This window comes from Nostoc sp. ChiVER01, from assembly GCF_034531155.1.
In the GTDB taxonomy this organism is placed as follows: Bacteria; Cyanobacteriota; Cyanobacteriia; order Cyanobacteriales; family Nostocaceae; genus Nostoc.
The window spans coordinates 233,682-246,126 of sequence record NZ_JAVRBS010000006.1; the positions used below are offsets into that span (position 1 = coordinate 233,682).

The 12,445-nt window shown below is 44.2% G+C and carries 11 protein-coding genes and 1 pseudogene; 3 read left to right on the top strand and 9 right to left on the bottom strand.

The annotated features are described in order from the left end of the window. A pseudogene (locus tag RMY00_RS11035) lies at positions 1 to 248 on the top strand (hypothetical protein); the annotation flags it as partial. 433 nt (positions 249 to 681) lie between these two features. Here the strand turns inward: RMY00_RS11035 and RMY00_RS11040 are convergent. The 4 genes from RMY00_RS11040 to RMY00_RS11055 all read right to left on the bottom strand — a co-directional run bounded on the left by RMY00_RS11040 (position 682) and on the right by RMY00_RS11055 (position 3,060). Beyond that, positions 682 to 1,593, bottom strand: a complete 912-nt coding sequence (locus RMY00_RS11040) for a metallophosphoesterase family protein (RefSeq protein ID WP_322647574.1) — start codon at positions 1,591 to 1,593, stop codon at positions 682 to 684. Between the two features lie 14 nt (positions 1,594 to 1,607). Continuing rightward, positions 1,608 to 2,027, bottom strand: a complete 420-nt coding sequence (locus RMY00_RS11045) for a cupredoxin family copper-binding protein (RefSeq protein WP_322647575.1) — start codon at positions 2,025 to 2,027, stop codon at positions 1,608 to 1,610. Beyond that, complete coding sequence (locus RMY00_RS11050; RefSeq protein ID WP_322647576.1) at positions 2,024 to 2,308, bottom strand: peptidase; 285 nt, start codon at positions 2,306 to 2,308, stop codon at positions 2,024 to 2,026. The genes RMY00_RS11045 and RMY00_RS11050 overlap by 4 nt, the downstream gene beginning before the upstream one ends. A gap of 395 nt (positions 2,309 to 2,703) precedes the next feature. Beyond that, positions 2,704 to 3,060 carry a hypothetical protein gene (locus RMY00_RS11055; protein WP_322647577.1) on the bottom strand — a complete coding sequence of 119 codons (357 nt, stop codon included), beginning with the start codon at positions 3,058 to 3,060 and terminating at the stop codon, positions 2,704 to 2,706. A gap of 513 nt (positions 3,061 to 3,573) precedes the next feature. Between RMY00_RS11055 and RMY00_RS11060 the strand changes: the two genes are divergently transcribed. Further along, the gene (locus tag RMY00_RS11060) at positions 3,574 to 4,248 is read left to right on the top strand and encodes a sigma-70 family RNA polymerase sigma factor (protein WP_322647578.1); all 675 of its coding nucleotides are present in this window, start codon (positions 3,574 to 3,576) and stop codon (positions 4,246 to 4,248) included. A gap of 4 nt (positions 4,249 to 4,252) precedes the next feature. Beyond that, positions 4,253 to 4,984, top strand: a complete 732-nt coding sequence (locus RMY00_RS11065) for an anti-sigma factor (protein WP_322647579.1) — start codon at positions 4,253 to 4,255, stop codon at positions 4,982 to 4,984. A 26-nt stretch (positions 4,985 to 5,010) separates the two neighbouring features. Here RMY00_RS11065 and RMY00_RS11070 read toward each other — a convergent pair whose 3' ends face one another. The 5 genes from RMY00_RS11070 to RMY00_RS11090 all read right to left on the bottom strand — a co-directional run bounded on the left by RMY00_RS11070 (position 5,011) and on the right by RMY00_RS11090 (position 12,427). Then, positions 5,011 to 6,624 (bottom strand): iron uptake porin, encoded by a 1,614-nt coding sequence (locus RMY00_RS11070; RefSeq protein ID WP_322647580.1) that lies wholly within the window; start codon positions 6,622 to 6,624, stop codon positions 5,011 to 5,013. Positions 6,625 to 7,024: 400 nt separating this feature from the next. After that, positions 7,025 to 8,425 (bottom strand): sugar porter family MFS transporter, encoded by a 1,401-nt coding sequence (locus tag RMY00_RS11075; RefSeq protein WP_322647581.1) that lies wholly within the window; start codon positions 8,423 to 8,425, stop codon positions 7,025 to 7,027. A gap of 164 nt (positions 8,426 to 8,589) precedes the next feature. Continuing rightward, positions 8,590 to 9,588 carry an ABC transporter permease subunit gene (locus tag RMY00_RS11080; protein ID WP_322647582.1) on the bottom strand — a complete coding sequence of 333 codons (999 nt, stop codon included), beginning with the start codon at positions 9,586 to 9,588 and terminating at the stop codon, positions 8,590 to 8,592. After that, positions 9,585 to 11,141 carry a sugar ABC transporter ATP-binding protein gene (locus tag RMY00_RS11085; protein ID WP_322647583.1) on the bottom strand — a complete coding sequence of 519 codons (1,557 nt, stop codon included), beginning with the start codon at positions 11,139 to 11,141 and terminating at the stop codon, positions 9,585 to 9,587. Before RMY00_RS11085 ends, RMY00_RS11080 begins: the two co-directional genes overlap by 4 nt. Positions 11,142 to 11,416: 275 nt before the next feature. Beyond that, positions 11,417 to 12,427 (bottom strand): ABC transporter substrate-binding protein, encoded by a 1,011-nt coding sequence (locus RMY00_RS11090; RefSeq protein WP_322647584.1) that lies wholly within the window; start codon positions 12,425 to 12,427, stop codon positions 11,417 to 11,419. Positions 12,428 to 12,445 lie beyond the last annotated feature (18 nt).

Genomic DNA, 12,445 nt, shown 5'->3' on the forward strand with positions numbered 1-12,445 from the left:
ATCAACGCCCACCTCGACCTGATTTTAAGGCGGCGGCGGCAAAGTTAGGAGTTAGTGAACAACAGTTAAAGGATGCATTGGGAGTTCCTGCTAATCCTCCCAATCCAGGCGATCGCAATCAACGTCCACCTCGACCTGATTTTAAGGCGGCGGCAGCAAAGTTAGGAGTTAGTGAACAACAGTTAAAGGATGCACTAGGCGTTCCTCCTCATCCTCCTGGTGTTGATCGCCCTAATCCACCACAATAGCTAATTATCTAGTAGTCTGCCAACCCAAAAATGCTAAGTGAGGGCGCAGGAATTGGGGAAAGGTTAAAGGAGTAAACATCTTTTCCCTTTCCCCCTTGCCCTTTACCCCGCCAAGTTTCCTTGGCGAACTACTAGATTCAGTGTTTAGTGTTAACTGTTCATTGATTTAAAAAGGGGAATTTCTATCTCTTAAAAATTAATAGTTCCTAGAATTCAGTTAACTCACGCGATGTGCAGCTTATTTCTTGGGAACCAATGGTTTTTAGAATTCAGATAACTCACACGATGTGCAGCTTATCTGTTGAAAACCAATGGTTCCTAGAATCAAGATAATTCTCGGTTGTGCAGAAAATCAAGTTTCAACTTATACCAAATACCCGCTCGAAAAATTATTCCTTTGTCTAACAGAGCATAATGTTGTTAAACCATATTTCTACAAGAGAGTATGTTGGTCAACTCTAGTATCTTTAAGGGAAACTATTTCAACTGTGCGGAATCCGAGTACCGCTAAGAGATTATTTTCGGGCAGTTTGACGGGAGCAGGCTGATCGCCGTGACCTGGAGCAGGGAGGGGATAAGCAGTCGCCGCAGCAGTGTGGAAGCGAATATTGCCTTCGCTATGCTCAATCACTTGATGGATATGTCCCGTTAACACTGTTACCGATGCAAAACGAGATAGCAGTGAAAGCAACTTTGCCGAATCGGCAGTTGCCCATCCCCATTTGGGATAAAGGTCATACAGGGGAATATGGCTGAAAACAACTAGAGGCTTATCCTGTTTTTGCGCTGCTAAATCTTTTGCTAGGTAGTCCAATTGCGCCTGACCCAGTTTACCCGTACCGGTTGCCCCAAAGTCTAGGACATTAGTTAAGGAGACAAAGTGTATTCCCGCCTGATCCCAAACCTGTAAGCCTTCTTTGACATCCTTTCGGTTAAAGGCTTCTTCATAGGCTTTGCCGCGATCGCCAATTGTATCGTGTTCCCCTGGTAGGGTAAACAGTGGGACTTTCAATTGAGAAAGCAGTTGTTTGGCCTGATCAAATTCTTCTGGTTTAGACAAATGAGAGATGTCTCCAGTGTGAATGACAAAGGCGGGTGGAGTGGGTAAAGCATTGATTGCATTGATCGTTTTCTGGAGCGTATCGGTTACATGTTCATTTGCAGGTTTTTTGAAACCGATGTGCGTATCGCTAATTTGAACGAAAGAAAACGGTAAAGTCGTGGATGATTTTTGAGCATTTGGTTCTCCTACCTGACAGGCAGTCAATAAGCCGTTTCCGCCAACAGTCCACATAATGCCGAGTCCTGTCCAACCTACGTGTTCAATAAATTTTCTGCGTTGCATTGGTATTCCTCTGGTTATTTCTTTTGTGTTACCGTCAACGTCCCTTTCATAAAGGGATGAACTGAGCAAATATAGGGATAGATACCTGGTTTAGTAGCGGTGTAGTTCCAGGTTTGATTGGTATCTAGTGCTTTAGAGTTGAAAGTACCATCCGTAGACGTAGCCGTGTGGGGTTCTTCATCGACATTGAGAAATTGAACAGTTTTACCAACAGCGATCGCCAAATTCGCTGGCTCAAATTTGAAATTACGAATTTTGACCGTAGCATCGGCAGTTTGTTGGCTAGTTTGGGGTTGGGACTTGGGTTGTTTCATCACCATTGGTTGGCTATGGCTAGTCATTGCCTTATGGTTCGGACTACAGGATGACAACGACAACAGGATGACCAAAAAGGCACTAGCGATCGCTATGAAAAAATAAGAAATGTATTTCATGAGCGTCCTCCCATTCGCTTTGGTTGATGACGAAACAGTCCTGTCAGCGAGAGTCCGGTAGCCACTAAGCCAATCAGACCTAGCCCATTCAAAACTGGCACAATGGCATCGAGTTTGAAGATTTGCAAGGTGTGAACAGTGATTAAAAATGCAGCAAGCTCTTCTTGATGCAACCATGTGTCGGCGATAGCAACAAAGCAGCCAGTCACAGCAGTAAAGAGTAACGGCAAACAAAAGAGTGTGGCAATTAGCCGATGGTACTTGCGAAGTGTGTTTTTCATCGTTTGAGTATTCTTGTAAGGATGTTCATCAACATTTAATCGGTAGAGGTAAAGCATTAGGTAATCAAGTGCTGGAAAGGACGCTAAAATGAATGTCCGAATGCTTTCCTATAGGATTTGAATTGCGGCGTTGTTTCACATCTGAGTCAAAGAAGAGGAAAAGGGGCAGGGGGCAGGGAGCGGCGGGGAAACCCCATAAATAAATGTAGGGCTGCTGAAACAAGGACGTATTATTTCTCGTGCTATGCATCGACGCTCGATGACTCGCTAACGCTGCGCTATCGAAATAAATATTTTTGCTGGGGATTAAAACCCTTTTTGCAGGGGAATTTCAATATCTTTCTACCCTGCCCCCCTGCCTCTTCGGTCATGAATGATTCAGTAATGCCAGTTTTTTAGTCTGCTGTAAATCCTTTCAGTTGCTCTTCAAGGTTATGGCGATAGCCTTGATCGTTTAGCGTTTGCTTAGGTAGTCGATTCGTTTTGACAGCAGCTTGAATAATATCTTGAGCCGTAATTGATCCAGATGCGATCGCGTCAATCAGGACACCATTGCTGGGAATGCCTTGGTCTTTTAAGTAACCTTGATAAGCCAGATAAGCCAGATTAAAAGGTCTGATCTGGTTTGCTCTATGTTGATTTGCTGCATAAAGATTAAGGCTGATTGGTGCGGTTTGGGACTGCGCCGCAGCAGGCAAAATGGCAGCGCAAAGAAGCAGTGTTGTTAACATCGTAGAAATAGAGCGTCGCATAGAATTACCTCTGGGATTGGTTATTTAACTACAGCAGTTTTACTGACCTTCAATGCTTGGATGCAGCACAAACTTTCAGGCAAATTGGTTGAATCCAAACTGCCAAAGGTGCAAAATTATGACAAGCTAAAGAAGAACTTTGCGGGTTGACGATATAAATTTCGTCGGGACATTGCAGTGCAATGCCCAGTTTTAAAAGCTGTAGGAGTGGGCAGGTAAGCAATTAGCGTGATTTCAGAAATTCAGTTGCAACTTCTGCCTGAAAAGAATGCTAATTGGGTTACTTACTTGTCTCTACTTTTAAGACGACTGAGAACCAATTTTGGATTTAAATTCTTCAAATGCTCTCGCTGGCTGATGTTTACGGTTCGCTTGGTTTATGGTGCGAGCTAATCTTAAGAAATCAAAACAAAATAACCCACTTCGACAAAATTTTGAGGCTACGCTCATCCAATTAGCTTCACCAATCGTTTAAGAGATGAAAGTAAGTTTGCTCTATACTCAAAAGAAGTTGTGAAATCAGGATTGGCACTCACGTTGCAAGATGCATTAGGCATTTTTGCAGAGAAATTAGCCCCGGTCTATTCACCTGAATCTATGGATCTAAGTTCTCCCGATCGCCGTTCATCGGAACCGTCATCCAAGAGTGATGCCGCACTCTTGGATGACTTGAAGGCACATCTTCCAGCGGCCTTAGGGTGTCTCTACGATCGCTATGGCAGTGTGGTGTATGGAGTGGCGCTGAAAGTGTTGCAAAGCCAGCCGGAAGCAGAAGACCTGACTCAGGAAATTTTTCTATCGCTATGGCAGCGCCCGGTTGACTCTGCCAAACACGGTCATTTGATGCGCTACCTGATTGTCATGACTCGATCGCGGGCGATTGACAAACTGCGATCGCACAGTCGCACTCTTAATTTGGTGCAACGTTGGGGGCAGAACGTCACTGCTGCACCCCCCGCCCATACTCCGGTTGAGCAGGCTGTTTTCAATGAGCGATCGCAGCAAGTGCGGCAGGCATTAGCTCAACTTTCCGCTCAACAACGGCAGGTGATTGAACTGGCCTATGATGCTGGACTAAGCCAATCAGAAATTGCCCAACAACTGCATAAACCCCTGGGAAGCGTCAAAAGCTGGACTCGCCAGGGACTTCTGAAACTGAAGCAACTTTTACGAGACTCAATTGACTAAGGTTATGACTGAACCTCTCACCCCTGAAGCAATCGAAACCTTAGCAGCAGGCTATGTAGTGGGCGACCTCGATCGCACTGAAGTCGCAGCTTTCGAGCAACTGCTGATGGAAAATCCGGCATTGGTAGTACAAGTGAATCAGTTGCGAGAGGTCTTAGACCAGGTGGCTCGTGACTTAAACAGCGTTGAACCCCCTCCCCATCTCCGGTCTGTCATCCTGGCAACAGCTACTACCACTCAACTGACCTCCCGACACAAACAGCCTCGGCTCTGGTATACCGTCATGGGTAGTGTCGCGGCACTCTTAATTCTGTGTTTAGGAGTAGATAACTATCGCTTGCGACAAGATTTGGGCATGGCTCAAAACATCAATACCTTACTGCAACAGTCCCAGACGCAACTTTTCTCTCTCAAGGCTGTGAATGCGTCAAATACTGCTGCGGGTAGCTTTGTTGTGAATTTAGGACAACGGCAGGGAATTCTAGTCGTGCAAAATCTGGTGGCTCCACCTACAGGTAAGGTCTATCGACTTTGGGCGATCGCTGATGGCGAAAAAATTCCCTGTGGTACTGTAAAAATTAATCCCCAAGGAAAGGTGCTAGATAAGTTTTGGATGCCTGCTGACTTTTATGACACAGGTATCTCTGGGTTATTCGTGACCTTGGAATCGTCTGAAACCAGCCGTTATCCAACCGGAGCTATTGTGATGCAGACTAACTCATCGACCAAAATCTAACCTCAACAACTCACAATTGATCTCGGTTAAAAATCGAAGGTTGTGCGAATCACACCCACATACTGCGTATCATTCCTGCTGTCGTTTTCTGGGTTGAGAATCACCCAAAAACCAGGAGTAACTGAAATATTATCGTTTAGGCGATAGCGATAGAATGCTTCGATATGGTAGGCGTTATCTCGGTCTTGACGGACATCACTGTTAGAGACACGCGGCGGTATACCAAAGAGAATTCCTGGCAAGTTACCCTCACCCCCCACATCGGGAAACGACATACCGATCGCCCCAAACCAGACGTTGGCATTGTCACCATTGTTGACAAATAGAGAATCTGTTCCACCCCTGCCATTGGAAACATCACTCAAACCAGAACTCTCGGCATTTGCCCAAATATATCCACCCCAAGCGTGGATTTGGAAATTCGGGGAAAAGCGATAAAATCCCTGTGCGCCGACAATATCGTTGGAAGTAGCAATGTTGTTTCCAAAGGGAGCATTTGATAGGACGCTACCCGTCCCAGCTGCGACATTGACTGTTCCAGCAGGGCTATAGCCATGAGAGTAGGCAACACCGATCGCTCCTTGTTCACCATAATAAGCTAAGTGCGCTAAGGCGTTGTAGCCACCATCAAACAAGCCGTTGCTAGCCGATGGCACATTAGGACTGCTTGCTAAATAACCCAAGGTGAGAACCAAGTCTTTGGTAATGTTCCAGTTAGCGGCTGCACCACCGCCACCTCGCCGGAATAAGGGACTGTATGATCCAAATAGTGAGGGAACCCCATTACCGTCATCAGCTATTGTGGGGGGAGTGACGGTGGTTGAAATATCGGTGTAACCAATACCTGTGGGCCCAACAACGAAGTTAAGAGAATCGCTGACTGGGAAGTAGTAACGGATGTGGGGAATAAGAAGTGTCTCGTTGCTATCATAATCGAAGTTCAGGCGGGTCATGCCTGTACCTGTGGCGGCGGCAATTTGGCTTGTACCATTAGAATTAGCAAAGTTGCCAAACTCTAGCCGGACTCGCAACAAATCTTTCCCGGTAAAGCTACTCTCTAAGTTGAGACGACCCCGGTTTGCAAAGTAAGGGCGAGAATCATCGCGATCGCCACCCACCCTATTACCAAAAGTATCACTAACGGCGGTAATAATTTGAGCAGTCAGCTTGGTAGTAGTAGAAAATTGCTGTGCCTCCAACGTTGCTGTGTGTGCCTCCAGTGTATCCACCCGCCCACGCAGAGTTGCTAATTCTGTCGCAAACTCTGTTTGCAAATTTTGCAACACTGTCAAATCTTCTTTTTTAACTAAATCATTAGTACCCGCAGCAATTAATTCATTCACCCGGTCTAAACAGGCATTTAAACCAGCTGCAAATTCATAACGACTCAAGGCGCGATCGCCGCGATAGGTTGCGTTAGGATAACCTGCAATACAGCCATAACGTTCCACCAGCGATTGCAATGCCTGAAATGCCCAATCGCTCGGTTTGATATCAGAAAGTTGGGAAACAGAATTAACTTGTCCCTCTAAATTTCTATTAGCATCTGCTGCATTAGAATCATCTTTTGGAGGTGCTGCCCAAACTGCTGGAATTACCAAAAATAAGATAAAAAAGCTATGAAAAATAATTTTTAGCATTGATTTATTGCTTGATAATGGTTTTTTTATGATTTTGTAGATAAAAAATAGCATTACAATAAAAGCTTTTATCTTCTAAAATAATCAGCGTTAAATTTACATATTAGAAGCTGATATTTAGTTTAATTAAAACAATTTTATGAACGATTGATTGTTTATTAATTGATAATTAAACAATACTTAAAACTGTCTAAAATTAATTTTTATACGATTTCAATTGATGATTGCAACACATCATTGGGTAAAGACGCGATGAATCGCGTCTCTACAAGTGGTCTATTTGTCGCATTCTTTTTTTTAAATTATTTGTGAAAATCTCTCTTTCTTTTCTCTGCGTCTATTTTGCCTCTGCGGTTGGTCGATGCGTAGGTGCTTGCCGCAGAGGATACAGAGATACGAATTACATATCTTCTAACTCAATTCCTTTGGTTTCTCTAATAAAAAAGAGAATAAAAAAGAATGAGGTAGCTGCTGCAATTGTATAGAGTCCATAGGCAGAACCTAGGCCGAAATTTTTCAGTATAGGAGGAAATGTTGTGGAGACGAGGAAATTTGCAACCCATTGCATTGCAGCAGCAATTGAAAGTGCAGCCGCTCGGATTTTATTATTAAACATTTCTCCCAACAGTACCCAAACTACTGGCCCCCAGGAGAAACCGAAGCAAAATACATAGAGGTTGGCTGCAATGAGAGCCAGAGTTCCGGCGCTTCCGGTGAGATTGGGGTTCCCAGCAGCATCTAGGGGAGCGTTGCCAAAAAGATAAGCCATCGTTCCCAAGGTCAAGGTCATGCCAATCGACCCTAGTATAAGCAAGGGCTTGCGACCAAATTTATCTACAAAGGCGATCGCAATCAATGTTGTAATAATGTTGACGGCTCCTGTAATCACTGTGATCGTTAGGGAATCTTTTTCTGAGAACCCAACTGAACGCCACAAAACACTGCTGTAGTAGAAGATTACATTAATACCAACGAATTGCTGTAATACAGATAAGCCTATTCCTATCCAAACAATGGGGAGGAGTGCGCCACTTCTGCTTAAAAGGTCAGAAAACTTAGGCTGGCGTTCTTGAAGCACTGTCTGCCGAATTTCTTCAATTTTTGGCAGCACGTCACCCCCCAAAATTTTGGTCAGAACGTTAGCAGCTTCTGGCTCCCGTCCTTTGGCAACTAAGTAACGGGGAGATTCAGGAATTGTGAAAGCGATCATTCCGTAAAATACTGCTGGTGGAACTGCTGTCCAAAACATCCAGCGCCAAGCTGCAACCCCAAACAAAAACGGCGAGTCTGCGGAACCTGCTGATACAGCGATAAAGTCGTCGCTCAATAAAGCGACGAAAATTCCTACTACGATCGCTAATTGTTGCAGAGATCCTAACCTTCCCCGCAAATGGGTAGGAGAACATTCGGCGATGTAAGCTGGCGCGATGACGCTAGCAACGCCGATTCCAATCCCACCCAATAGTCGCCAAAAGATAAAATCCCAGATAGTGAAGGCAATCCCAGAGCCAATGGCACTAATAGTAAACAATACTGAAGCGACCACCATTGCTTTAACTCGACCATAACGGTCTGCAATCTGTCCAGCAAAGAAGGCTCCTATGGCAGACCCCAGCAAAGCTAAGGATACTGCTAGTCCAGTTACCCAACTACTGGTATTAAAAGCTTTTGCTAGAGATAAAACCGCGCCGTTAATTACAGCAGTATCAAAACCGAACAGAAAGCCGCCGAGGGCAGCAGCACAAGCAATCAAAATTACATAAAATGTATTGGATTTACGACGAATAGTAGTGGAAGACATAGTTTATATATTGGGAGTGGGGAGTGGGGAGCAGAGGAGCAGGGGAGCAGGGGAGCAGAGGGGACAAGGGGACAAAAGTTTAGAACTTCCAACAAGTCTTTCTCCTTGTCCCCAATTCTCTTTGTCCCCAAGTCCTCTTTCCCATGCCCAAAGACTTTGATTATTTACCGTCTGGAACGTCTGCGGAGTCTATCAATTACAACTGCCAAAATAATTACTAGTCCTTTGACAACTAGTTGCCAGAAGTAAGATAGGTTCAACAAGGTTAAACCGTTGTTGAGAATAGCAATAATTAATGCACCTAGAAGTGTGCCGCCAATAGTACCAATACCGCCTGTGAAGCTGGTTCCACCTAGAATAACAGCTGCGATCGCATCTAATTCGTAACCTTGACCTAAGATACCACTAGCACTATAAAGACGGCTGGCACTCATGATTCCTGCTAAACCTGCCAGTAATCCACTAATGCCATAGACAAATAGCAAGACACGATTCACTTTAATCCCTGTTAATCTGGCTGCCCGCTCGTTACCTCCAACGGCATATATCTGCACTCCTAAAACAGTTTGCCGCAGCACAAACCAACTAACTATTACAGACAGTAGCGCAATTATCACTAGCCAAGGAAAGGGGCCGAGATATGTATTACCCACCCAAGCAAAATTTATATCCAGGTTAATCAGTGTTGTTCCTTTGGCAACTAAAAAGGCCAGACCCCGCAAGGCTGTAAGTGAACCCAATGTGACAATAAAAGGTGGTACATCCAAAAAGGTTATGATAGCGCCGTTGATTAAGCCTAAAAGCAATCCTGCTAGCAACGCAGCAGGCACGGCTGCCCAACTCAAAGCTGGCAGTAGCGATACTAATAAGGCAACTACGGCAGAAACACCTAAGATTGAACCAACAGAAAGGTCAATACCTCCGGTGAGAATTACAAAGGTCATTCCTGTCGCCAGCACAATATTGATTGATGCCTGACGCAAGACATTAACGATGTTACCGGCTGTAAGGAAGTTGGGAGAAAGAAATGCAAATAAGATGCAGATAATTATTAGGATTGGCAAAATACCTGCAACTTCCAAAAGACTGCTAATTGATTTCCGGTTACGGGATGCAGGATCGTTGGCTAATTTATTCGCAGGCGGTCTAACGGTCTGACTCATGATTCTAATACCTCCGATGCTCCGGTTGCGTAGTGCATAATTTTTTCTTGGGTAATTTCTTGACCAAGACTGCCGTCCAGTTCGCCTACTAGCTGGCCTTCTCGCATCACTAAGACGCGATCGCTCATGCCAACAATTTCCGCTAGTTCGCTGGAAACCATTAAAATAGCTACACCTTGTGCTGCCAATTCGCTCATAATTCGGTAAATTTCGCTTTTGGCACCGATATCTACACCGCGTGTAGGCTCATCTAACATCAAAACTCTCGGTTTAATGGCTAACCAACGCGCTAGCAGTAGCTTCTGCTGATTACCACCGGAAAGATCCAATGCTCTAATTTCCAAATTGGCTAGGCGGATATTAAAGTTTTCCACTGCGTCTGTTGACAACTGATTAACTGAACCCCAGTTAACAACTCCAGCCTTTGCATCCTGCTTGAGTGTATTGATAGCAATATTCTTGCGGGCGCTCATCTCTAGAAATAAACCTTGGTCTTTGCGGTCTTCTGGAACGTAGCCAATTCCTGCTGCAATGGCATCACTGGGTGTATTAATTTCCAGTTTTTTGCCGTTTAAGAATACTTCACCACTGGCTTTGCGGTCTGCACCAAAAACCAACCGAGATAGTTCTGTGCGTCCTGCACCAACCAGCCCCGCTAAACCAACAATTTCTCCAGCATGAACTTTAAAACTAGTCGGCTCAACTTTCTTTCGCGTATCGCTCATATTTCTGACTTCTAGCACGACTGGGCCCGGATGCATTTGTCGTTGATGTTCGTAAAAGTCTTGCATGGAGCGACCGACCATCATCTGCACCAATCGTTGGGGAGAAATTTCACTGCGTGTCAGACTGCCAATATATTGACCATCGCGCAGTACACTAATCCTGTCAGCTAGGGCATAGATTTCTTCCATCCGATGGCTGATGTAGATAATGGCTATGCCATCACGCCGCAGTTTGCGAATTACCTCAAATAAATGCTCACTTTCGCGGTCAGACAGGGCTGCTGTTGGTTCATCCATTACCAAAACGCGGCTTTTGTCTTTCAACGCCCTGGCAATTTCTACTTGCTGCTGTTCTGCGATCGATAAAGTACCAACCACAGTCTGCGCTGTAAAATTGGCTCCAAGGCTTTCCAGCACTTGCTCTGCTTCCAGTTGCATAGCTTTGCGGTCTAAAAGCTGACCTCGCCGCAACTCGCTACCCATAAATATATTTTCGGCAACGGTTAAATTAGGTGCAACATTCAGTTCTTGATAAATAAGATTAATACCCGCCTTACGTGCTGTGGCCGGATCGGTAATTTTCAGGGGTTGACCATTGATGCGAATTTCTCCTTCATCGGCAATGTAAGCCCCAGCTAGGATTTTCATCAATGTGCTTTTACCTGCTCCGTTTTCACCCATCAGGGCGTGAACTTCTCCTGGATAAATTGTCAAATTGACATTTTGAAGTGCAGATACACCATGAAAGCGTTTCGTAATCCCCTGCATTTCTAACACCGGAGTAGTGGTTGGTGTATCAGAAAATGAGTTTTCAATAGTTGTTGTCATGAGCAGAACGTTTAAAAAGAATTGAAAATTTGCAACTGTGAGTTATCAATCAATCAACTCACATTTGTTTGATGTGAAATTAAAATCATCACAAAATCATCTTTTAAAATCGACCGCTATCTTGGAAACTTCTAAAGTTCGTCTTCCAAAATTTAGAGCTTTTTGCAGATGTATCTATATACATCATGAGTATGTGCAAAAAGTCTGTCAATGCACCAAAAGACTCAACTCAGAGTAATAATAATTGTTAATAAAAAATTCACAATTATTATTATCTACCAGCCTTTTTCTGTGCTGACATTATCTTTTGTGATCAATTTAACGGGAATCAAAATGGTGGGTGACTGAGGTCTTTTACCATTTAAGATGTCGTTTCCAACTTGAACTGCTTTTTGGGCCATTCCTCGGGGATTTTGAGTAGCAGTTGCGGCATATAAACTATTTTTAGCAGCGATCGCAGTGATTGCTTCTGGCGCACCATCAACCCCGACAATAAAGAATTCTTTACGTTGTGCTTGGTTTGCTGCTAGTTGGGCGCCAAGTCCACTCGGATCGTTAATGGCAAAAACAGCATCAATTTTGGGAAAGGTTGTGAGCAAATCACTCATAACTCTGAGTCCTCCATCCCTACTACCCTCTGCATTCTGGTTTTTAGAAAGGATTTTGATATCGGGATATTTGGATAATACATTCTCGCAGCCATTAATTCGCTGAATCACCGAGTCTACGGGCGGCCCATTAACTATTACTACATTACCTTTACCTTTGAGGCGGTCAGCAATATATTTGCAACTAACTTCTCCAGCTTGGACATTATTAGTGGTAATGGTGGCATCCACACCTCCCTCAGCGCCTGTATCTACGGCAATAACAATTCTACCTGCTCGTTTCGCGTTTTCAACTATTGGTCTAATTCCCCTTTTATCAGCAGCATTCAAAACAATGATGTCAGCATTCGCAGCAGTAAAATTTTCAATTTGATTGGCTTGTTGATTGAGATCATAGGCACTAGAAGCTACAATAACGGTGACATCTTTTCCGCCAATTCTCCTCGCTTCTGCCTCAACTGCTTGTCCCATAACCACGAAGAAAGGGTTACTTAGATCGCCAACGGTGAAGCCAACTGTTCGTAATTTTTTAGTTCCAGTAGGAATTTTAGTTTCTGCACTAGTATTAATTGCAGTGTTAGTACCAGTATTAATAGCTGTGTTGTCATTTTGAGCGCCATTTGTGCAACCAACAATAGCAAAACCTAATATGCCAGCTATGATCGAAATTCTTTTCATTTTTATCTATTTTTAACA

Coding starts and splice junctions, on each gene's coding strand:
- RMY00_RS11040 (WP_322647574.1), bottom strand. CDS start 1,593: ATGCAACGCAGAAAATTTATTGAACACGTAGGTTGGACAGGACTCGGC.
- RMY00_RS11045 (WP_322647575.1), bottom strand. CDS start 2,027: ATGAAATACATTTCTTATTTTTTCATAGCGATCGCTAGTGCCTTTTTG.
- RMY00_RS11050 (WP_322647576.1), bottom strand. CDS start 2,308: ATGAAAAACACACTTCGCAAGTACCATCGGCTAATTGCCACACTCTTT.
- RMY00_RS11055 (WP_322647577.1), bottom strand. CDS start 3,060: ATGCGACGCTCTATTTCTACGATGTTAACAACACTGCTTCTTTGCGCT.
- RMY00_RS11065 (WP_322647579.1), top strand. CDS start 4,253: ATGACTGAACCTCTCACCCCTGAAGCAATCGAAACCTTAGCAGCAGGC.
- RMY00_RS11070 (WP_322647580.1), bottom strand. CDS start 6,624: ATGCTAAAAATTATTTTTCATAGCTTTTTTATCTTATTTTTGGTAATT.
- RMY00_RS11075 (WP_322647581.1), bottom strand. CDS start 8,425: ATGTCTTCCACTACTATTCGTCGTAAATCCAATACATTTTATGTAATT.
- RMY00_RS11080 (WP_322647582.1), bottom strand. CDS start 9,588: ATGAGTCAGACCGTTAGACCGCCTGCGAATAAATTAGCCAACGATCCT.
- RMY00_RS11085 (WP_322647583.1), bottom strand. CDS start 11,141: ATGACAACAACTATTGAAAACTCATTTTCTGATACACCAACCACTACT.
- RMY00_RS11090 (WP_322647584.1), bottom strand. CDS start 12,427: ATGAAAAGAATTTCGATCATAGCTGGCATATTAGGTTTTGCTATTGTT.